Origin of the sequence: Streptomyces sp. NPDC017529 (genome assembly GCF_044329785.1) — a bacterium.
GTDB lineage: Bacteria > Actinomycetota > Actinomycetes > Streptomycetales > Streptomycetaceae > Streptomyces.
Genome location: NZ_JBIRJY010000006.1, coordinates 534,076 through 554,719 on the forward strand (window position 1 = coordinate 534,076; position 20,644 = coordinate 554,719).

19 protein-coding genes are annotated in these 20,644 nt (G+C 72.8%); 5 read left to right on the forward strand and 14 right to left on the reverse strand.

The window, feature by feature from the left end; all coding sequences use genetic code 11:
- Position 1: 1 nt before the first annotated feature.
- Positions 2-3,418, reverse strand: a complete 3,417-nt coding sequence (locus ACH4K4_RS19330) for an AfsR/SARP family transcriptional regulator (RefSeq protein WP_398168625.1) — start codon at positions 3,416-3,418, stop codon at positions 2-4.
- A gap of 61 nt (positions 3,419-3,479) precedes the next feature.
- Complete coding sequence (locus tag ACH4K4_RS19335) at positions 3,480-3,968, reverse strand: DUF6578 domain-containing protein (protein ID WP_398168626.1); 489 nt, start codon at positions 3,966-3,968, stop codon at positions 3,480-3,482.
- Positions 3,969-4,082: 114 nt separating this feature from the next.
- Between ACH4K4_RS19335 and ACH4K4_RS19340 the strand changes: the two genes are divergently transcribed.
- Entirely contained in the window at positions 4,083-4,871 is a 789-nt protein-coding gene (locus ACH4K4_RS19340) for a site-2 protease family protein (RefSeq protein ID WP_398168627.1), read from the forward strand.
- Between the two features lie 24 nt (positions 4,872-4,895).
- On the opposite strand, the gene ACH4K4_RS19345 is transcribed toward ACH4K4_RS19340, so the two are convergent.
- Positions 4,896-6,008: a methyltransferase domain-containing protein gene (locus ACH4K4_RS19345; protein ID WP_398168628.1), complete on the reverse strand. Its 1,113-nt coding sequence runs from the start codon at positions 6,006-6,008 to the stop codon at positions 4,896-4,898.
- 6 nt (positions 6,009-6,014) lie between these two features.
- A complete protein-coding gene (locus tag ACH4K4_RS19350) occupies positions 6,015-6,368 on the reverse strand; it encodes a hypothetical protein (RefSeq protein ID WP_398168630.1) in 354 nt (117 codons plus the stop codon).
- 34 nt (positions 6,369-6,402) lie between these two features.
- Between ACH4K4_RS19350 and ACH4K4_RS19355 the strand changes: the two genes are divergently transcribed.
- Positions 6,403-7,377: a multiprotein-bridging factor 1 family protein gene (locus ACH4K4_RS19355; RefSeq protein WP_398168631.1), complete on the forward strand. Its 975-nt coding sequence runs from the start codon at positions 6,403-6,405 to the stop codon at positions 7,375-7,377.
- 42 nt (positions 7,378-7,419) lie between these two features.
- Here the strand turns inward: ACH4K4_RS19355 and ACH4K4_RS19360 are convergent, their stop codons facing one another.
- The 6 genes from ACH4K4_RS19360 to ACH4K4_RS19385 form a co-directional block, all read right to left on the reverse strand.
- Positions 7,420-7,617 carry a hypothetical protein gene (locus ACH4K4_RS19360; protein ID WP_398168632.1) on the reverse strand — a complete coding sequence of 66 codons (198 nt, stop codon included), beginning with the start codon at positions 7,615-7,617 and terminating at the stop codon, positions 7,420-7,422.
- 264 nt (positions 7,618-7,881) lie between these two features.
- A complete protein-coding gene (npdG, locus tag ACH4K4_RS19365) occupies positions 7,882-8,628 on the reverse strand; it encodes an NADPH-dependent F420 reductase (RefSeq protein WP_398168633.1) in 747 nt (248 codons plus the stop codon).
- Between the two features lie 13 nt (positions 8,629-8,641).
- Positions 8,642-9,538 carry a carbohydrate ABC transporter permease gene (locus tag ACH4K4_RS19370; protein WP_398168635.1) on the reverse strand — a complete coding sequence of 299 codons (897 nt, stop codon included), beginning with the start codon at positions 9,536-9,538 and terminating at the stop codon, positions 8,642-8,644.
- Positions 9,535-10,530 (reverse strand): carbohydrate ABC transporter permease, encoded by a 996-nt coding sequence (locus ACH4K4_RS19375; protein ID WP_398168636.1) that lies wholly within the window; start codon positions 10,528-10,530, stop codon positions 9,535-9,537. The genes ACH4K4_RS19370 and ACH4K4_RS19375 overlap by 4 nt, the downstream gene beginning before the upstream one ends.
- A complete protein-coding gene (locus ACH4K4_RS19380) occupies positions 10,527-11,885 on the reverse strand; it encodes an ABC transporter substrate-binding protein (protein WP_398168637.1) in 1,359 nt (452 codons plus the stop codon). The genes ACH4K4_RS19375 and ACH4K4_RS19380 overlap by 4 nt, the downstream gene beginning before the upstream one ends.
- Entirely contained in the window at positions 11,882-12,997 is a 1,116-nt protein-coding gene (locus ACH4K4_RS19385; protein WP_398168639.1) for an exo-alpha-sialidase, read from the reverse strand. Before ACH4K4_RS19385 ends, ACH4K4_RS19380 begins: the two co-directional genes overlap by 4 nt.
- Before the next feature lie 159 nt (positions 12,998-13,156).
- Here ACH4K4_RS19385 and ACH4K4_RS19390 point away from each other — a divergent pair, with 159 nt between their 5' ends.
- Positions 13,157-14,515 carry an MFS transporter gene (locus tag ACH4K4_RS19390; RefSeq protein ID WP_398168640.1) on the forward strand — a complete coding sequence of 453 codons (1,359 nt, stop codon included), beginning with the start codon at positions 13,157-13,159 and terminating at the stop codon, positions 14,513-14,515.
- 42 nt (positions 14,516-14,557) lie between these two features.
- Here the strand turns inward: ACH4K4_RS19390 and ACH4K4_RS19395 are convergent, their stop codons facing one another.
- Positions 14,558-14,782, reverse strand: coding sequence for a hypothetical protein (locus ACH4K4_RS19395; protein ID WP_398168720.1), 225 nt, complete (start codon positions 14,780-14,782; stop codon positions 14,558-14,560).
- A gap of 67 nt (positions 14,783-14,849) precedes the next feature.
- On the opposite strand from ACH4K4_RS19395, the gene map reads away from it, so the two are divergent.
- Positions 14,850-15,707, forward strand: coding sequence for a type I methionyl aminopeptidase (gene map / locus ACH4K4_RS19400; protein WP_398168641.1), 858 nt, complete (start codon positions 14,850-14,852; stop codon positions 15,705-15,707).
- Positions 15,708-15,976: 269 nt separating this feature from the next.
- Entirely contained in the window at positions 15,977-16,666 is a 690-nt protein-coding gene (locus ACH4K4_RS19405) for a heme oxygenase (biliverdin-producing) (protein ID WP_398168643.1), read from the forward strand.
- A gap of 18 nt (positions 16,667-16,684) precedes the next feature.
- Here ACH4K4_RS19405 and ACH4K4_RS19410 read toward each other — a convergent pair whose 3' ends face one another.
- The 3 genes from ACH4K4_RS19410 to ACH4K4_RS19420 all read right to left on the reverse strand — a co-directional run bounded on the left by ACH4K4_RS19410 (position 16,685) and on the right by ACH4K4_RS19420 (position 20,615).
- Positions 16,685-17,407 (reverse strand): PhzF family phenazine biosynthesis protein, encoded by a 723-nt coding sequence (locus tag ACH4K4_RS19410; RefSeq protein WP_398168644.1) that lies wholly within the window; start codon positions 17,405-17,407, stop codon positions 16,685-16,687.
- A 174-nt stretch (positions 17,408-17,581) separates the two neighbouring features.
- Positions 17,582-19,129 (reverse strand): HtaA domain-containing protein, encoded by a 1,548-nt coding sequence (locus tag ACH4K4_RS19415; protein WP_398168645.1) that lies wholly within the window; start codon positions 19,127-19,129, stop codon positions 17,582-17,584.
- 49 nt (positions 19,130-19,178) lie between these two features.
- Positions 19,179-20,615, reverse strand: a complete 1,437-nt coding sequence (locus ACH4K4_RS19420) for an HtaA domain-containing protein (RefSeq protein ID WP_398168646.1) — start codon at positions 20,613-20,615, stop codon at positions 19,179-19,181.
- Positions 20,616-20,644 lie beyond the last annotated feature (29 nt).

A 20,644-nucleotide genomic window follows, 5' to 3' on the forward strand; every position in this document is an offset into this window, starting at 1 on the left:
GTCAGATGAGGGCGGTGGCTTCTTCGAGAGAGAGGCCGCCGCCCTCGGCGTGCGCCCGTTCGTAGGCGGCGTCGTCGCCCAGCGCCGCGCGCGTCTCCGCCTCGGCCGCCGCCCGGTTCTTGCGGATGATCCGCTGCGGCCGGTGCGAGCCGGAGCGGAGCGCGTCGTACGCGCCGATCAGCCGCGCCGCGTCCGTGCCGCCGGCCGCCGCGCCCCGCACGCCCAGCAGCGCCCGCGCCCCGGTCAGGAGCTGGACCACCGGCAGGTCGGGCGCGACGATCTGCGTCAGTTCGTCCTGGAACAGCGCCATGGCCGACCGGGCCCGGGGCAGCATGTCGGGGGCGAACCTGCCTTCCTCGATGTCCAGGGCGATCAGGGACATCGTCAGCACGCCCTTGAACAGTTCCGGTCCGCGCTGGCCGAACGCCTTGCGCGCCTCTTCCAGGTGACCGCGCGCTTCCCGGAGCCGGCCGGCGCACGTGAGGTGCATCGCGAGCGTCAGATGGGCGAACGGCACCGCGTCGCGGCCGCTGTTCTGCTCCTTGGCCAGCTCCAGCACCTCGTACAGCATCCGCTCGCCGGTCGCTTTGTCGTCGGCCTCGACCAGCACGCTGCCCAGCCGGGTCTGGAGCAGCAGGACCTGGCTGCGCGCCCCGAGGTCCTCGGCGTAGCGGATGGCCGCCCGGTAGTCCTCGGCGGCCAGCTCGTACTCGCCGCGCGCCTCGCGGGACTCGCCGCGCCCCGCGATGGCCTCCGCCGCGCCCCACGCGTCCCCCAGCCGCACGAAGATCTCCAGGGACTCGTCGGCGTCCCTGCGGGCCTTGCCCAGGCCGCCCGGCCGGTCGTTGAAGATCTTGGCGCGCAGTTGGAGGACGAAGGCCAGCTCCCATTCGTAGCCGTACTCGCGGCAGGCGCTTACCGCGTCCTCCGTCATCTCCGCCAGGTCGTTGAACCGGCCCGTCAGCAGCACCGCGTAGAACCACATCACGCCCGGCAGCTTGCAGGTCTGCGGCATGCCGCTGCGGTAGGCGGCCAGGATGCCGGTCAGCTCGTCCCGCCGGTCCTGCTTGCGCAGCACCTCGATGCCACTCTCGACGCTGGCCAGCCCGACCAGCCGGATGCCGCGGCGCGCTTCCTTGAGCTGCTCGGGGTCCATCGGCGGCGGCGCGTCGATGGGCCGGGCGTGCAGGACGGGCGCCGGTTCGACGGGCAGCGCGAACGGATCGGGGCCGAGGGCCGCCACCGCCGCCGACCAGGCGCGGGCGTCGGCGCGGTGGTCGCGCAGCGTCCAGAACCACTGGAGCGAGAGCAGCAGGCACAGGGCCTCGTGCTCGTCGTGGGCGGCGACGGCCCGGCGCAGCGCGGTCCGCAGGTTGTCGTGTTCCAGTTCCAGGCGGTCCAGCCAGGCGCGCTGCTCGGGACCGCGCAGCAACGGGTCGGCTTTGCGGGCGAGTTCGCGGTAGGCGACCAGGTGACGCCGTTCGGTCGCGGGCCGCTCCCCCGCCTCGTCCAGGCGCTCGCCGGCGTACTCCGAGACGGTCTCCAGCAGCCGGTAGCGCATCCGCCCTTCGCCGTCCTGGGCCGCGACCACCAGCGACTTGTCGATCAGCGAAGCGAGCAGGACGGCCACGTCGCGGGGCGCCACCCGCGCCCGGCAGCCCGCCTCCCCGTCCCCGCAGACCTCCTCCGCGATGACCAGGTCGCAGCCGCCGGAAAAGACCGACAGCCGGCGCAGCACGGCCCGTTCGGCGTCGTCGAGCAGGTCCCAGGACCAGTCCACCACCGCGCGCAGCGTCTGCTGCCTGGGCAGTACGGTGCGGCTCCCGCTGGTCAGCAGCCGGAACCGGTCGTCCAGCCGGTCGGCCAGCTGGCGCGGGCCGAGCAACCGCAGCCGGGCGGCGGCCAGTTCGATGGCGAGCGGCAGCCCGTCGAGCCGCCGGCAGATCTCGGCGCAGGCGACCGGGTCGTCCTCGATACGGAACCCGGGCCGCGCGGCGGCCCCCCGGTCGGCCAGCAGCCGCAGCGCGACCGGGTCGGGCAGCGGTTCCACCGGCCGCAGCGCCTCTCCCGGCACGGCCAGCGGCTCCCGGCTGGTGGCCAGCACCGTCACGCCGGGGCACTCGGCCAGCAGCCGGTCCGCCAGTTCGGCGGCGGCGCCGATCACGTGCTCGCAGTTGTCGAGGACCAGGAGCATCCGCCGGTTCGCGCAGAACTCGGCGAGCTGGGCCATCGGGTCGTACGCGGACGGGTCGGTGGCGGCGCGCAGTTCCTCTGCGGTGGAGCCGCGTACGACGGTCTCGCGCGCTCCGAGGGCGGTGAGCACGGCTTCCGGCACGGTCTGCGGGTCGTCGACGGGCGCCAGCTCGGCGAACCACACGCCGTGTGCCCAGGCGTCAGGCGCGGCAGCGGCCGCCGCCTCGGCACTCTCCTGCGAGAGCCGCGTCTTGCCGGCACCGCCAGGGCCCAGCAGGGTCACCAGGCGGTGCGCGGCCAGGTCGGCGCGGATCGCGGTCAGGTCGTCTTCCCGGCCCACGAAGGAGGTCGGCCGGGACCGCAGATTGCCCGGCCGGGCGGCGGCCCCGTTACGGACGCCATTCGCGGCACCGCTCGTGGGGGGCACCCCCGCGCTCCGCCCACCACCCCCCACCGACGACCTCACGCCCACTTCCGCCACCGCCGACCGATCCGCGGCACCCCCCTCCGACCGCAACAACTCCCCATGCAGCTCCCGCAGTTCAGGCCCAGGATCGGCGCCCAGGCGGTCGGCGAGCACGGCTCGTACCGAGGCGTACGCGTCGAGCGCCTCCGCCGTACGGCCCGCGGCCCGAAGGGCGCGCAAGCGCAGCGCCTGGAGCGGCTCGTCCAGCGGATGGTCGGCGCACAGGGCCGCCAGCGCGGGCAGCGCCTGGCCGGCACGGCCGAGGGCGACCTCCGCCGCGAGCCGCGCACGGCGGGCGTCCAGGTGGCCGCGCTCGGCACGCGCCGCCTCGCCCGCCGCCTCCGGGAGGTCGGCCAGCGCCGGGCCGCGCCAGAGCGCGAGGGCGTCGTCGAGCAGCACGGCGGCCTTGACCGCGTCGGCGTCCGCCAGCGCCTGCGCCCCCTCGGCGGCGAGCTGGTCGAAACGGTACAGATCCACGTCGGCGGGGGCGGCGCGCAGCCGGTACCCGCCGTGTACGGAGTCGATCGCGTCCCGGCCCACGGACCGGCGCAGCCGCGCTATCAGAGCCTGCAACGCGCCGGTGGCGTCGGCGGGCGGCTCCGGGCCCCAGACGTCGGCGATCAGCAGGCCGGCGGCGAGCGCCCGGCCGGGGCGCAGCGCGAGCGCCGTGAGGAGTGCGCGCAGGCGCGGGCCACCGAGGACGACGGGCGTACCGTCGCTCCGGTGGGCCTGGGCGGTGCCGAGGATTCCGTAGCGCACCGGCCCATTGTCCTTTACGGGCGGTGGTTTCACGCGCGGCGCTCCTCTGTGGACGGTGGTTTCACGCGCGGCGCTCCTCGCGCGCCACGTCCACCTCGACGATCACGCCGCACTCGGCACGGTGGTAGGCGCACCGGCCCCCGCCGTCCTGCGCCCGCGGGCCGGCGCCCGGACCCGTACCGTCCGCTTCGTCCTCGACGCGGCCGGCGAACCACCTCGGGCAGTCCTCGACCGGGCGCAGCCACCGCTCACCGGGCACCGGCTCGGCCGCCCGGTACCCCACGACCACCACCTGTATGGACCGGACCCGCCCCGCGACCCAAGGGGCCCCCGACCCCTTCTCCGGCGCGCCACCGTGCAGCGTGGCCACCCGCAGCCTCCCCCGCCCGTCCAGGCAGTCGGCCCAGATCTCCGCGTCGGCGGCCGGCACGTCCTCGAAGACCAACGGCCAGGCGACCTCGTCACCGACCGAGAAGGGCTTGCCGCAGCACTCCAGCTCCCAGCTGCGGTGGAAGATCCTTACCGTCCGCCCCGTGCCCGAATCCGTCATGGGCCCAGCCTCCCGGAACTCCCCGCCCGCCGCCCGCCGTTTTCCGTGCACGGCCGGCCGGTCCGCGGATACGGTCGGTGCTGCCTGCCACAGAGCCACCGGGAGCACCAGAAAATGACCACAGCAGCACAGCGCGCCGACCGCCGCATCAGTCCGGTCTTCCTCGCGCTCGTCGCCGTCATGGCGGTGTCCGGGTGGGCCGTCTGGACAGGACGGCTCGCGGCGAGCACCGGCTTCGCCGTCTTCCTGTTCGTGGTCTCCGGCTGGATCGTCTCCCTGTGCCTCCACGAGTACGCCCACGCCCGTACCGCCCTGCACAGCGGCGACATCTCCATCGGCGCCAAGGGCTACCTCACCCTCAACCCCCTCAAGTACACCCACGCGCTGCTCAGCATCGTGCTGCCGGTGCTCTTCGTCATCATGGGCGGGATCGGCCTGCCGGGCGGCGCGGTGTTCATCGAACGCGGCCGTATCCGCGGCCGCTGGCGGCACAGCCTCGTCTCGGCCGCCGGCCCGCTCACCAACATCCTCTTCGCGGCCGTCGTCTCGGCCCCCTTCTGGCTGGGCGCGATGGACGGCGTACCGCAGCCGTTCCGCTACGCCCTGGCGTTCCTGGCCCTCCTCCAGGTCACGGCCGCCATCTTGAACTTCGTCCCGGTCCCCGGCCTGGACGGCTACGGCGTCATCGAGCCCTGGCTCTCCCCCAACCTCCGCCGCCAGGTCGAGCCCTTCGCCCCCTTCGGCCTGATCGCCGTCTTCGGCCTGCTGTGGATCCCGGAGCTCAACCACGTCTTCTTCAACGCCGTGGACGCCATCCTGCGCGTCCTCGGCATCACCAACTGGGACACCTACTGGGGCCAGGAGCTCTTCAGGTTCTGGCAGGGCGAGCCGGCACTCCGCTGAGCCGGCTCACCCCCGCCCCGCCCGTTACGGGGCGGCCCGCACGACGTTGCGCGGGCCGCCCAGCCAGACCCGCTCCCCGTCACCGTCCACCGTCAGCCCGAACCCGTCCCGCTCCGGCTTCTCCAGCTCGTGCCACCGCAGGAACTGCTCCCGCACCTCGTCCCACAGCGCGCGCGGACCGTACTGCTCCACCGCGTACGTCCGGGCATCCGGCACGTACTCGACAGTGGCCCACGATTTCCCGTCGTCGGAAACGCACCACAAAGTGGCCTCTTCGCTCCCGTCGTCCGCCGTGCACCACCGGTACCAGGCGTCGGTGACACCCAGCCCGATGAAGAACGCCGGATCATCCTGGATGACGTTCTGCGGCGGAATATCGGTAACGCCGTGCGTTCCCTCCTGTCCCTCGCGGTAGACGTCCGCGATACGACCGGCGCCGCCGCGCTGCGTACGGTCCCACATGAAATCCGGATCGCCGGAGAACGAGCCGTACGCCGTCCCGCCCGCGACGGTCAGCGTCACGAAAGAACCGTTGAAGAAACTGCTCCCCCAAGGCGCCACGATCCGCCCGTCAGGGCACTGCTCCACCCACGCCCACGGAATGCCGCGCACCGAGCACGTGCAAATGATCCGGTCGTACGGCGCACCCTCCCGCCACCCGTCACGGCCATTACCGAGAATCGCCGTCGGCTGGAAACCGGCGCGTTTCAGATTCGCCACCGCCACGGACCGTACCGCCTCGTCCACTTCCACCGTCGTCACGTGACTCTCCCCGATCCGGTGGCACAGCCAGGCGGCGTTGTACCCCGTCCCGGTACCGATCTCCAGCACGCGGTGGCCGGGGGCAACGGCCAGCAGTCCCAGCATGTCGAGCATGATCGACGGCATGGACGAGGACGACGTGAACAGCCGGAACGCCCCATCGGCCGACGGCCGCCCGTCGTTGACCTGCGTCACGACGGGCGCGTCCGCGTAGACGGCCCGCAGCCAGCTCTCCGGGGCGGCGGCGAAGTCGTGCCCTTCGAACACCGCAGGGACGAACAGGCCCCGGTCCACGGCAGCCACGGTCTGCCGCCACGGCGCGGGCACCGCGCCCATGTTCTCCAGCGTCTCGACGAGCTGCCGTTGCGTAGTCATCCGCCCTCACTTCTTCGGCTTCGGCGGTTCGAACGGCTTCGTCGGCCCCGGCGGCTTGTCGCGGTGACCGTCACCACCAGCGGTGTCCGGCTTGCCGGAGTGGCTGCCGCCCTTTGTGCCCATGCCTGCCTCCCGGTGGCGCGGATGCCGGCAGATTTCGTGGCTTGCGGCCACGGCCACGGTGACCAGCCCCGCTTGCCGCGCCTCGGCACGACGCGCGGCCTCCGCCGCACAGCGACGACACCCGGCCTCCGGAGCGGGGTTGAAGCCGTCCGCGTAGGGATCCAGAAGATACACGGGCGGGTCGAGCGTTCCTCGGTGTTCGTTCGCAGGGACATCGTCGGGCGTATCGTGGGACACGGACAGTGGTGACGTGGTGACTTGGCGGTGACTCGTGGTCGCACAGTTCGGGGAACAGGTCCGCAGCGCTCTGAAGGTCCGAGGCATATCCATCCGCGAGGCGGCGCGCCGACTCACTTACGATCCGGCGTACTTGAACCGAGTGCTCAACGGTCGCCAAGCCCCCTCACCCCAGCTCGTCAAGCGGCTGGACCGCCTGCTCGGCGCCGAGGGCTCCGTCGTGGGCCTCGCGGCGTCCCTGACCCCCGACGACCACGGGCGCATCAGCCGCTCCATCGCGCGCCCGGCCAGGCTGGACCGGCAGGCGGTCGACGCGCTGGCCGGTGTTCTGGCGGCGCAGCGAAGGCTGGACGACGCGGTGGGGGCGGCGCCGCTGATCCATCCGACGGAGGCGCAGCTTCTCACCGTGAAGCAGCTGCTGCGCGACGCTCGGGGGCCTCACCGGGACGCGCTGCTCGGCGTCGTCGCGGAGTACGTGCAGTTCGCCGGGTGGCTGCACGCGTCAGCGGGGAATTACGTGCAAGCGTCGGTGCACCTGTACGACGCGGTGGAGCTGGCGGACGAAGCGGGCGAGGGCACACTGGCGGCTCAGGCGCTCAACTTCCGCGGCTACATCGCGCGCCGCCAGGGACGTCCGACAGCCGTCGCGCGATGGTTCGACGCCGCGTACCGTACGCCGGGCGCCCATGCCGCTCAGCGTATGGGCGACGCGGCCCAGGCGGCTCAGGGATACGCCCAGCTGGGAGAGCACGAGACGGCTAAACGCCTCCTGGGCGAGGCGGGAAGACTCGCCGACGCCGCTCGCGAGCAGCCGCCCGGGACGGCGTACTGGCTGACGCCGGACTTCCAGCGGCTCTCACTCGGCCTGGCGCACTTGGGAATGGCGGAGTACAGCACCGCCGCGGACCATCTCCGCTCCGGGTTGGACGGGCTCCCCGCCGAGCAGCACCGTGCCGACTGGACCGCTGAGTACCGGGCGGCGCTGCAAGAGGCGGAGAGCGCTCGGTGAGCGGGGGGCGGTTGACCGGGCCCCGGCCCGGTCGGCGGCGCCTCAGGCCGCCGGCGCCGTCCCCTCGCGCTTGGTGCGGTCCAGCTTGGCCTTGCGTACGTAGAACCACGCCATGTTGCTGGAGATGCCCGCCATCAGGATCCATACGATGCCGAGCCAGCTGCCCTCGGCGAAGGAGACCACGGCCGCGGCGACGGCGAGGATGCAGACGACGAGGGCGAAGACGGCGAGGCGGGGCATGGGGTCGGCTCCTGTGCGAAGGGGAGGTATGGGGGTTTTCCTCCAGTGTCCCCCATGCCCCTCGGGGCGCAGGGCCGGGGGCGGCCCCGGGGGCCGCCCCCGGAGAAGGGCGGGTCAGTCGCCGTCCGCTCCGGTTCCGGTGACATAACGGCGTGCCCCGCGCCGGCCCGCGTGGCGTCGCTTGCGGCTGCCGGCCTTGACGATCAACCACTGCATGGCGTCACGTTCCCTTCGGTGGCGGAGAGGGATGCGGGAAGAGCCGGACTACACGTCCGTGATCCGCAGGCCCGCGTGGGCCTTGTAGCGGCGGTTGGTGGAGATGATGTTGGCCACCAGGGATTCCACCTGGTGGGCGTTGCGCAGGCGGCCCGCGTAGATGCCGCGCATGCCGGGGATGCGGGCGGCCAGGGCCTGGACCTGGTCCGTGTCGGCGCGGGATTCGCCGAGGACCATCACGTCGGTGTCGATTTCCTCGATCTCCGGGTCCTGGAGGAGGACGGCGGAGAGGTGGTGGAAGGCGGCGGTGACCCGGGAGTCGGGGAGCAGGGCCGCGGCCTGTTCGGCGGCGCTGCCCTCCTCCGGCTTGAGCGCGTAGGCGCCCTTCTTGTCGAAGCCGAGGGGGTTGACGCAGTCGATGACCAGCTTGCCCGCCAGTTCCTCGCGGAGGGATTCGAGGGTCTTGGCGTGGCCTTCCCACGGGACGGCCACGATCACCACGTCGCTGCGCCGCGCGCACTCGGCGTTGTCCGCGCCCTCGACGCCCTGGCCGAGTTCGCCGGCGGCGGCCTGCGCGCGCTCGGCGGCCCGCGAGCCGATGATCACCTTCTGGCCCGAGCGGGCGAGCCGGTAAGCCAGGCCGCGGCCCTGGTCGCCGGTGCCGCCGAGGACGCCGACGACCAGGCCGGACACGTCCGGCAGGTCCCAAGGGTCCCGCTTGAGTGCCTTCTTGGCTTCGGTCGCGACATTCACGGGCTGTGCGTCGCCGGTCCGCGCATCGTCAGGAGTAGTCATGACAGCGATACTGTCACGCCTTCACGCTGCCCTCGGTGAGCCCCGTACGCCAGTAGCGCTGGAGGACGGTCATCAGCACCATCAGCGGCAGTACGGACAGGAACGCGCCGCCGACCGTGTACTGGTACAGCTCCGGCTGCCGGTCCGCGTAGCCCGTCCAGGAGGTCAGGCCGAGCTGGATCGGGTACAGGTCGGAGTCGGAGAGCATGACCAGCGGCAGGAAATAGTTGTTCCAGATGTGGACGAATTGGAAGAGGAAGACGGTGACCAGGGCCGGGGTCATCAGACGCAGGCCCAGGCCGGCGAAGATGCGGGCCTCGCCCGCGCCGTCGATGCGGGCCGCCTCCAGGAGCGAGTCGGGTACGGCGGCCGCCGCGTAGATCCGGCAGAGGTAGACCCCGAAGGGGCTCACGACGCTGGGGAGCAGCACCGCCCAGTAGGTGTTGGCCAGGCCCATGGAGCTGAAGAGGAAGTAGAGGGGCAGGGCGAGGGCGGTGCCGGGGATGAGGACGCCGGCGAGGACGAGGTTGAAGACGGCTTCCCGGCCGGGGAACGGGAACTTGGCGAGCGCGTAGCCGGCCGCGGCGGAGAGCAGGGTGGCGGCGAGCGCGCCCACGCCCGCGTACAGGAGGGAGTTGGCGAACCAGCGGAGGTAGATGCCGTGGTCGTAGGTGAGTACGTCGCCCAAGTAGGCGAACGGGCGCGGGTGGGCGAACCAGAAGCCGAAGGTGCCGAAGAGGTCGGCGCTGTTCTTGGTGGCGGAGACGACGAGCCAGTAGACGGGGACGAGGAAGTAGGTCGCGGCGAGGGTGAGGAGGGAGGCGGTGATGATGCGGTAGCGGAGGGGTGGGCGGGTGGCGGCCCCGGCGGAGGGGCGCGCGGTGGCCTCGCTCACGGTGATCCGGCTCACCTGTCGCTCCCGTCGCCGCGCTGCCCGACCAGCCGCAGGAAGCCGAAGGACAGTGCGCAGGCGACCAGCGCCAGCAGCACCGCCTCGGCCGCGGCGACGTGCTGGTTGTTGCTGACGAACGCCTCGCTGTAGGCGTGCAGGTTGGGGGTGAAGCCGGAGTCGATGGTGGCGGCGAGGGGCCGCAGCACCATCGGCTCGGCGAACAGCTGGAGCGTGCCGATGATGCTGAAGACGGTGGTCAGCACGAGCGCGGGCCGGATCAGCGGGATCTTGATGTGGCGGGCGATGTGCCAGGCGTTGGCGCCGTCGATGCGCGCCGCCTCGTACAGCTCCTCCGGTACGGCCTTGAGCTGGGAGATCAGTACGAGCATGTTGTAGCCGGTGAACTGCCAGGTGACGATGTTGGCGATGGACCACAGGACGGTGTCGCGGGCCAGGAAGTCCACGTCCCAGCCGAGCGATCCGGCGATTTCGACCAGCGGGCTGATGCCCGGTACGTACAGGAATCCCCACAGGATGGACGCGATGACGCCGGGGACGCCGTACGGCAGGAAGAAGGCGCTGCGGAAGAAGGTGACGCCGCGTGCGCTCGCGCTCTCCAGGAGGAGCGCGAGTACGGTCGCCAGCGCGATCATCAGCGGTATCTGCACGACACCGAAGAGCAGGACCCGGCCGAATCCGGTCAGGAAGCGGTCGTCGGCGAGCGCGTGCGCGTAGTTGGCGAGGCCCGCGAAGACCTCGCGCTCCCGGCCGCCCAGGCCGAGGGGGCCGGTGCGCTCGGTGCGGTGCAGGCTCTGCTGGACGGCGTAGACGATCGGGGCGAGGAAGCAGAGGAGGAAGAGGAGGAGGAAGGGGAGGACGAAGGCGGTGGCGACGCGGGCGTTGCGGGCTTCCGAACGGGTGAGGCGGGGGCGGCGGGCGCGCCGTACGTGTTCGGTGGCGGCCCGGCTCCGGCCCGGTCCGCTCGCCCGCCGCTCTCCCCTCGCGCTCACCCGCCGCTCTCCACCTTCAGCCCCTTGCCCCGCAGGTCGGAGACGGTCTGCGCCTGTACGGTCCGGAGCACCGACCGGAACGTGCCGCCGCTGTCGAGCACTTCGGTGAAGGCGTCGCCGAGCCGCTGGTAAAGGGTGTCCACGCCCGGCCCCCACTGCCAGCTCGTGTCCACGTGCGCGCCCGCGTCCGCGAAGACCTTGCTGTACTCCTGCCCGCCGAAGAAGTCGCGGTACACGTCGAGGTCGGTGGTGGCGTAGCCCTTCTTGGCGCTCGGGAACCCGTAGCCGCCCTTGATCAGCAGCGCGATGGAGCGCGGGTCGGAGTTGAGCCAGACGGCGAAGTCCAGCGCGTCCTTGGGGTAGGCGGCCTTCGCGAAGACGGCGGTGGTCGAACCGCCCCAGTTCGCATGGGCGTCGGCGCCCTTCTGCCACTGGGGCAGGGGCGCGACGCGCCACTTCCCCGCCGTGCCGGGCGCGTTTCCCGCGAGCAGCGCGTCACCCCAGCTCGCGCCGATCCAGGCGGGGACGGCGCCGGTCTGGATGTCCTTGTACCAGGCGTTCTGCCGGTCCGGAATGGTCTTGACCAGCTTGCGCCGCACCAGGGACTCCCAGTAGTCGGCGACCTTGCGGGTGGGCCCGTCGTCGATGTGCACGGTCCAGGTGTCGCCCCGCGCCGCGTACCACCTGGCGCCCGCCTGCCAGGCCAGGCCGGCGAAGCGGTTGCCGTTCGTGGGGGCGAACGTCTCGATCCAGGCGCCCTGCCGGCGGACGGCCTTGGCGGCCTCCTCGTACTCGTCCCAGGTCTGCGGGAGCTGGATGCTCCACTTGTCGAAGAGGTCCTGGCGCAGGAAGAAGCCCATCGGGCCGGACGCCTGCGGAACGGCGTAGACGCCCTTGCCGAACACCGACTGCTGCCACTGCCAGCCCACGAACCGGTCCTTGTAGCGGGCGGCGCCGAGCGCGGACAGGTCCATCAGGGCGTTGTCGAGAAGGAAGCCGGGGACGACGGGAAACTCGATCTGGGCGAGATCCGGCGGGTTCCCGGCTTTGACGGCGGCGTGCATCTTGGCGTACTGGCGGCCGTCGACCGCGGATACCTTCTCCACCTCGACGCGCACGTCCGGGTGCTCGCTGTTCCACAGGTCCACCGGCTTGTCGATGCCCGGCACCCAGGACCAGAACGACAGCCGGATCCGCTGGCCCTTCTCGCGCTCCTTCGGGGCGGCGCCGTCCCCGTCACCGCCGTCGCCGCAGCCGGCGAGCGGGAGGCCGGCGGCGGCCGCGGCGGCCCCGCCGAGCAGGGTCCGGCGCCGGATCCGGGGCGCACGGGCACTGTCGTACGAACCGGTGCTCATGCCAGCTCCTCCACGGGGATGCGGCGGAAGGTGATCGTCGAGTAGGCGCTGAAGTCGCCCGTCTCGTAGAGCAGCCCGACGGTCGCGGCGTCGACGCGTACGAGGTCGGAGTAGGCGGCCGGGAGCCCGTCGACGGTGTATGCGTCGTACCAGGTCAGGCCGCGGTCCCGGCTGGCCCGTACGGTCATCAGGGCGCGGGCGTCCGGGTCGGCGGGGCCGGAGAAGAGCAGGACGCCGGGCTCGTCCAGGTGCAGCACGCTGCCCTCGACGACGGGCCCGGCCAGCCCGGCCTGCGGCCGGAAGGGCCTGACCAGCTGCTCGCCGCCGTGTACGGGTGCGGAGTGCGCGTCGGCGCGGTTGCCGGGGGCCGGGGAGTCGTTGCGGGTGTTGAAGTAGAGGGTGCCGTCCGGGAATTCGGCGGCGGTGGTCTCGTTGGCGTTGATGTAGCCGTTGGGGTTGCTGTCGGTGTAGCCGATGCGCCAGTTCGCGCCGTCGTCGTCGCTGAGCAGGACATGGCCGCCGTTGTAGCGGCCCTCCGTGCCGTTGTCGCCCGGGACGGTGGGGGCGATGGAGTGGTTGGCGGGGACGACCAGGCGACCGGCGTGCGGGCCGTGCCGGAGTTGCAGGGCATGGCCGGGGGTGGTGGCGTACCAGCGCCAGTTGGAGCGCTTGGCCTGCGCCGTGATCTCGTACGGCGGGCCCCACGTGACGCCTTCGTCGTCGCTGCGCTGCACCCAGACGCGCCGCCCGTCCGCCGCCGGCACCAGGCCGCGGCGGATGCGGTCCTCGGTGGCGGTGGCGGCGCTGCGCACGTGCACCAGCAGGACCCGGCCGCCGTCCAGCACGACCGGGGCCGGGTTGCCCGCCGTCCCGGTGCCGTTGCGCGCGGCGACCTGGAGCGGCCCCCAGGTGCGGCCGCCGTCGGCGGAGCGCTTCAGCACGATGTCGATGTCGCCGTGGTCGGCGGCGCTGTGCACCCGGCCCTCGGCGAAGGCGAGCAGGATGCCCGGACCGCCGCCGGCCGGGGGGCGGCTGGTGACCACGGCCGGGATGCGGAAGCTCGCGTACCCCTCGGACCCGGCGCGGAACGGTAGGGAAGTCTCGTGAGCCATGGGCCCTCCCCGACGGCCGGACGTAGGACGTCCTCTGTCAGCGTGACCATAGGGAGGCCCCCACGGGCCGTCAAGGCGCGTCACACGTCCGGCGGACCGGCCGGTGCGACCGCGTTCCCACCGCGTTCCCACCGTGTCCTCACCACGTCCCCGCCGTAAATGCGTTGCCCGCCGGCCGGTGCCGCCGCACGATGGTCCGTCGTGACCGAGAAAGACCACCCCCCACCACGCTCCCGCCGCGCCGCCGCGCTGCTGCCCGACCTGACGCCGTGGCGCTCCTCGCCCGACTTCCGCCGGCTGTGGTGCGCCGGGGCGGTGACCGTGTTCGGCTCGTTCCTCACCTTCGTCGCGGTGCCGTTCCAGCTCAAGGAGCTGACCGGCTCGACGCTCGCGGTCGGCGCGATGGGCGCGGTGGAGATCGTGCCGCTGATCGTCTTCGGTCTGTACGGCGGCGCGCTCGCGGACTCCATGGACCGCCGCAAGCTCATCGTGTGGACCGAGGCGGCGCTCGGGCTGCTGTCGGTGCTCCTGCTGGTCAACACGCTGCTGCCCGATCCGCTGAGCTGGCCGCTGTACGTGATCGTGGCCGCCGCCAGCGCGCTGACCGGGCTCCAGCGCCCGGCCCTCGACTCGATCGTGCCGCGCATCGTCCCGCACGACCAGCTGCCCGCGGCCTCCGCGCTCAACGCCCTGCGCTGGCAGGTCGGCGCCATCGCCGGGCCCGCGCTGGCCGGTGTCCTGCTCGCCTACGCGGGGCTGCGCTGGGCGTACGCGATCGACGCGGTCACGTACGCGGTCTCCGTGGCGCTCGGCGTCCGCCTCGCCCCCTCGCCCGCCTCGCACGACGCGGAGAAACCGTCCCTGCGCGGCATAGGGGAGGGCGCGCGCTACGCCTGGAACCGCAAGGAACTGCTCGGCACGTACGCCATCGACGTCACCGCGATGCTCTTCGCCTTCCCGATGGCGATCTTCCCGTTCCTCGCGGACGACCTAGACGCGCCGTGGTCGCTGGGGCTGATGTACGCGGCGCTGCCCGTCGGGTCCTGCCTGGTCAGCCTCACCAGCGGATGGACCTCGCGGGTGCACCGGCACGGGCGGGCGGTGCTGTTCGCCGCGGCGGCCTGGGGGCTGGCGATGACCGCGGCGGGCTGGGTGCCCAACGTCTGGCTCGTGCTGCTGTGCCTGGCCGCGGCCGGGGCGTGCGACATGGTCAGCGGCATCTTCCGCTCCGCCATGTGGAACCAGACCATCCCCGACGAGCTGCGGGGCCGGCTCGCGGGCATCGAGCTCCTGTCGTACTCGGTCGGGCCCCAGCTCGGCCAGGTCCGCTCCGGCGGCATGGCGGCCGTCACCTCGGTACGGACCTCGGTCTGGGCGGGCGGCCTGCTCTGTTTCGCCGGGGTGGCGGCGCTGGCGCTGGCCCTCCCGAAGCTGCTGGCCTACGACGCGCGGACGAACGAGCACGCGGTCCGCATGCGGGCGGCCCGCGCACAGCCGGAGCCGACGGCGGCAGCGTAGCCCGAGGGCCGGCGCGGACTTCCCGCGACGGCCCTCCGGCGGCTACGCGGAGCCTTCGCGGCCCTTCTCGTGCCACCGCGGGTCCGTCTCCCACTCCTGGTTGCGCTCGCGCGCGGTCTCCATCGCGTGGGCCGCCTCTTCGCGTGTCGCGTACGGGCCGAAGCGGTCGGCGGCGCGGCACTCGGGGCCCTCCTCGACCGTTCCGTGCTTGAGGCAGTAGTACCACTCGCCGGGCTTGCCGGCTCCCCGCCCCTTGAACAGCGCCATCACGGCCTCCTCTGTGCGACTCATGTGCCGCCATCCTGCCCGATGGGCCGCGGATACACTCGCTGGCATGTCTGGCCAGTCGCTTCTTGTCCCGGGGAAGATTTCCCCCACCCGCCCCGTCCCCGCCTCGATCCCGCGCCCCGAGTACGTGGGCAAGTCCGCACCCACCCCGTACACGGGCCCGGAGGTGCAGGACGCCGAAACGATCGAGCGGATGCGCATCGCGGGGCGGATCGCCGCCCAGGCGATGGAGGAGGCCGCCAAGCTGATCGCGCCGGGCGTGACCACCGACGAACTGGACCGGGTCGCCCACGAGTTCATGTGCGACCACGGCGCGTACCCGTCCACCCTCGGCTACCGCGGCTTCCCGAAGTCCCTGTGCTCCTCGGTCAACGAGGTCATCTGCCACGGCATCCCCGACTCGACCGTCCTTCAGGACGGCGACATCGTGAACCTGGACGTGACCGCCTACATCGGCGGCGTGCACGGCGACAACAACGCCACCTACCTGTGCGGCGACGTGGACGAGGAGTCGAAGCTGCTGGTCGAGCGGACCCGCGAGGCCCTCAACCGGGCGATCAAGGCGGTGAAGCCGGGCCGCCAGATCAACATCATCGGGCGGGTCATCGAGTCGTACGCCAAGCGGTTCGGCTACGGCGTGGTCCGCGACTTCACCGGTCACGGGATCAACTCGTCCTTCCACTCCGGACTGATCGTCCCGCACTACGACAGCCCGCATCACACCACCGACATCAAGCCCGGCATGACGTTCACCATCGAGCCGATGCTGACGCTGGGCACCTACGAGTACGACATGTGGGAGGACGGCTGGACGGTGGTCACGAAGGACCGCAAGCGCACCGCCCAGTTCGAGCACACCCTCGTCGTCACGGAGACCGGCACGGAGATCCTCACGCTGCCGTAAGGGAGATCCGCATGCTGCCGCAAGGGGGCAGCGGCGGCCGAGGCGGTACCGCGCGCCGACGCGAGGGCGCGCGGTACCGCTTTTTCCTGCCCGGCTCCCGCGCCCCCGGCTTCTCCCGCTTCCCCCGGCTTCTCCTGCTTCCCCTGCGCCACGGTGGTCAGCACGCGTAAGGTTTTACCGACAGGACGTCGGGAACAGGTTGACTTAGGTAAGCCTAACTAAGCACAATCTGATCCCGTACGCACCCCATCGGTCCCCGGAGGTCCGCCTTGGCCGCGCCCAGCTCGACCCCGTCCGTGCCCGCCGATACGGCAGTGCCGTTCTCCACACTGATCCGCACCGCGTCGCACGAACAGCACACGGAGGCCGAGAACTCGTCCTTCATGGGCGACATGCTCGGCGGCAGGCTCGGCGTCACGGCCTACCGGCGCTACACCGAGCAGCTGTGGTTCGTCTACCGCGCGCTGGAGGGCGCCTCCGAGGCCCTCGCGGAGGACCCGGTCGCCGGGCCGTTCATCCGGCCGGAGCTGGCCCGCACGGCCGAACTGGAACGGGACCTCGCGCACCTCGGCGGCCCTTCGTGGCGCACCGGCCTGGAGCCGCTGCCGGCCACCGCCGCGTACGCCGACCGCGTCACCGAATGCGCCCGCCGGTGGCCCGCCGGCTATGTCGCGCACCACTACACCCGCTACCTCGGCGACCTCTCCGGCGGGCAGATCATCCGCGGCACGGCCGAGAAGACCTGGGGCTTCGCCCGCAAGGGCGACGGAGTGCGCTTCTACGTCTTCGAGGGCATAGGCAACCCCGCCGCCTTCAAGCGCGAGTACCGCGAGCTGCTGGACGCGCTGCCGGTCGACGACCTGGAGAAGCAGCGGGTGGTCGACGAGTGCAAGCGCGCCTTCGCGCTGAACACGGCGGTCTTCCGCGAGCTCGGGGAGGAGTTCCCGCTCAGCGCGTGAGCGGGCGGGCGCCGCCCGTCAGGGCCGCCCCGGCACGGGCAGGACGCGGCCGCCCACGGCGATCGTGCCGTCCCGGCAGGGGCGCGTCAGGATGCGGGAGCCGGCGCCCTGGCGGATGTCGAGGGCCCGGCCCAGCTCGTGGGTGAGGGTGAGGGCCGCGGCGCCCGTGGCCTCGTCCTCGGTGATGCCGTCGCCGCGGCGCGGGAAGAAGCGGGCGCGCACGGTGCCCGCGCCGCGGTCCTGCCAGGCCCACACGTACAGCGGGCCCTCCCCCGGCGGCGGACCCGCCAGTGCCGCCACGTCCGCCACCGTCCGGTACTCCTCCGTACGGCGCCCCGTGACCCATTCCGGGCGCCCGCGCACCCACACGCACTCCCCCTCGTACGTGACCGGCACCTCCCCGGCCGGCGGCCGCAGGGTGTCCACCGGGCGGCCGAGGTGCCGCAACAGCCAGGCCACGCCGACCAGGGGATGACCGGCGAAGGGCAGCCGCACGCTGGGCGTGTGGATGTCGACACGGGCACCGTCCGCGCCGTCCACGCCGTCCGTACCGTCCATGAACACGGTCTCGCTGAAGCCGAGTTCGGCGGCCAGGGCCCGGCGGGCCGCCTCTCCCGGCACGGCGGCGCCGTTCCGTACGACGCCCAGTTCGTTGCCACCCCGGCCGTCGGGACCGCAGAAGACACGCAGGACGTGCAGTTGGCGCGGCTGTGTCCGGCGGGGCGTGTGAGGTGCTGGCATGGGGACATTCTCGCTCCCGCGCGTTCCCGGGAACGCCGGAGTACCCGCCGCGCGGAGGCCTGCGCGGCGGGTACGGTCCCCAGAGCCCGGGGGCGCCTGTGTGTGGGGTGTGGGGGAGGCGGCCCCAGGGGGTGCGGACCCGGGGATGTGGGGGGGGTGGGGTCGGGCCGGTGGTCAGCGGGTGGCGCGGCGGCGTACGGCGTACGTGGCGGCGCCGCCCGCCGTGATCAGCACGGCGGCCACGCCGGCCAGCGTGCCGTTCGGCGTGGAGGAGCCGGTGGCCGCGAGCGAGGCGCTGCCGCTGGTGAAGCTGGCGCCGCCGCCGGCCGTACCGTCCGGTGTGCTCGACGCGGCTCCGGAGGCCGGGAGCTGGGCGCCGGGGTCGACGGTGACGACGGCGGTCACCGGGTCGAGGGCCTGGCCCGCCGGGTAGTTCTCGAACGCCTTGGCGCCCGCCGCGGTCAGCGTGGCCGGCACGTTCTTGAGCGTGACCACGCCGTTCTCGGCGGTGAGGGCACCGGCCGGGATCTTGAGGTCGGCGACCGCCATGCCGGGGGTGTCGGTGACCTTGCCGGTGGCGCGGGACTTGGCCGAGACGTCCGCCACCAGCGTGCCCTTGGTGCCGGTGGCCTTGACCTTGAGGTTGGCGAACTTCAGGTCGAGGGCGCCCTCGTGCCCCGTGAAGCGGACCGAACCGTTGAACTCGGCGGCGATGGCGGCCTTGGCGCTGTCGTACGTACCGTGGCCCTTGGGGAAGCGGTAGCCGGCGGCGGAGGTGGTGGCGCCGCCCGCGAGTTCGGCCTTGCCGTGGGCGATGGGGCCGGTGACGTAGTCGCGGAAGGACTTCTTCACGCCCCAGTCGAGGTTGCCGTCCACGATCTTGCCGGCGGCGGCAGCGGAGGGGGTGCCGGTCCCGGAGGAGGGCGTGGCGGCGGGCTGCCCGGCGGGCTTCTTGCGGGGAGTGGCCGGGGCGGTGTCCGGGTGGGAGCCGGACGCGCTCCCGGACGTGGCGCCCGGCTGCTCCTCCGCCTTGCCGCCCTGGCTGCCGTGGCTGCCCTGCCCGTCCTTGCCGCCGTGCCCCTCCCGGCCGTCCTCGCCGCCCTTGCCGGGCGAGCCGGCGGGCGTCACGGACAGGGTGGCCGGGTCGAGTTCCTGGCCCTCCTTGTACATGTCGTTGAACGCCTTCGCGCCCTGGGCGGTCAGTTTCACCGGGATCTTCGCGAACGTCATCGCGCCGCCCGCGCCGCCGCCCGGCCGGATGCCCGACAGGTCCAGCGAGGCCAGGGGCACGTCGCCCTGGGTCTTGCCGGCCGCCGTGATGTCGGCGGTGATGGCGCCGGACGTGCCCTTCGTGGCGACCTTGAGGTCCGCCAGCTTGATGTCGAAGCCGTGCGCCTTCGAAGTGAAGCGGACGCTGCCCTTGAAGGTGGTGGCGACGGCGTGCGTGCTCGTGTCGTACGTGCCGGTGCCACCGGTGAAGGTGAACGGGCCGTTGCCGGGGGCCTGGCGGGCGCCGTCGGCGGTGGTGATGTCGCCCAGCGCCATGCCCTTGACGTACGTGCGGAAGGACTCTTTGACGCCCCAGTCGAGGGTGCCGTTCTTCAGGTCCGGCTTCGGCGCCGCGGGGGCGGCCGTCGCGGTGGACGGCAGGCACAGGGCCGCTGTGGTGGCGGCGGTGGCGATGGCTGCCGCGAGGGCGAGCGGGCGGCGTATGGCGGTCATGGTCGGTGGCTCTCCTTTGGGAGTGGGGGTGCGGGCGTGCGGTGGAGGGTCAGTCCTGCGGGGGTGCCGTGGGGGTCGTACGCCGGCGGGCGCGCAGGACGAGGAAGGCGGCGACGGCGACGAGCAGCGCGCCGGCCGCGATGGCGAGGGTGAGGGTGCGGGCGGAGACGGACGAGTCGGAGGCGGCCTGCCCGGTGGGGGCGGCCTGCTTCGCCTGCTCGCCGCGCCCGGCGGCGGACTTGGGGTCGGTGCCGAGGTCGGGGAGTGCGGGGAGCGCGGCCTTCTCGTCGACGGCCACGGCGAGCGAGACGGGGTCCATGGCGGTGCCCGCCCGGTACATGCCGCCGAACGCCCTGGCGCCTTCGGCGGTGAGTTCCGTGGGCACTTCGGTGAGCTTGATCAGGCCCTTCTCGGGTGTCAGGCGCTTCGCCTCGAAGGTGGCGAGCGGGGTGCCCCCGGTGGTCGTGCCACCGGTCGTGACGTCGGCGGCGAGGGTGCCGCGGCCGTCCTTGACGGTGACGGAGACCGCGCCGAGGGTGAGGTCCAGGTTCTTGCCGGTGAAGCGGAGGGTGCCGGCGAAGTCCGCGTCGAGGGTGCCCGCCGCGGCGTCGTACGTGCCCTTGCCGCGCGGGAAACGGAAGAGGGCGCCGCCGTCCTGGGCGCCGCCGGACAGCTGCCAGCGGCCGTGGGCGATGCCGCCGGTGACGTATTCGCGGAAGGTGCGGCGGACGCCCCAGTCGACGGCGGCGTCGGCGACGGCCCCGCGTTCGGGGTTCCCGTCCGTGTCGCTGTTGTCCGGAGGGCCGGTCTGCGGACCGGGCTTCGCGTCCGTGCGGACGTCGGCCGACAGGCTCACCGGGTCGAGCTGGGTGCCTTCCGTGTAGTAGCCGGCGAAGGCCCGCGCGCCCTGAGCGGTGAGCTTCGCGGGGACGTCGGCGAGCGCGATGGGCGTGCCGCCGCCCCGGGTGTCGACGCCGTCGAGGCCGAGCGTGGCGAGTGGCACCCGCGCGGCCGTGGTGACCTTGCCGGTGCCCTTCTCCTTGCTGGTCATGTCGGCGTAGAGGGTGCCGTGTCCGTCGGCGACGGCGACCTGGGGGCGGCTGATGGTCAGGTCCAGTTCGTACGAGCCGTCCGGCTTGCGGTGGCCGGTGAAGTGGACGCCGCCGGAGAAGCCGGCCGTCAGGGCGCCGCTGTCCGGGTCGTAGCTGCCGGTGGCGGTGTGGAAGCGGAACCGGCTGTCGCCGACCGTGGCGGCGCCGCCTGTCAGGTTCCAACTGCCGTGGGCGATGGGCCCGGTGACGTACGACTGGAAGGAGGACTTGATGCCCCAGTCCAGCCTGCCGCCCGCTACGGTGCGGGCCGCCGCCTGCGCGGGGGACGCGCCGGCCACCGGCAGCGACGCCGCCGGCAGTGCCACCAGGACGGCGGCGGCGAGCAGGCGGGCGCGGCCGCGGATACGGCCGCCGGCCGGTCTGAACGGCAGCATCAGGGACCCCTCCAGGGCTAGCGATTAAG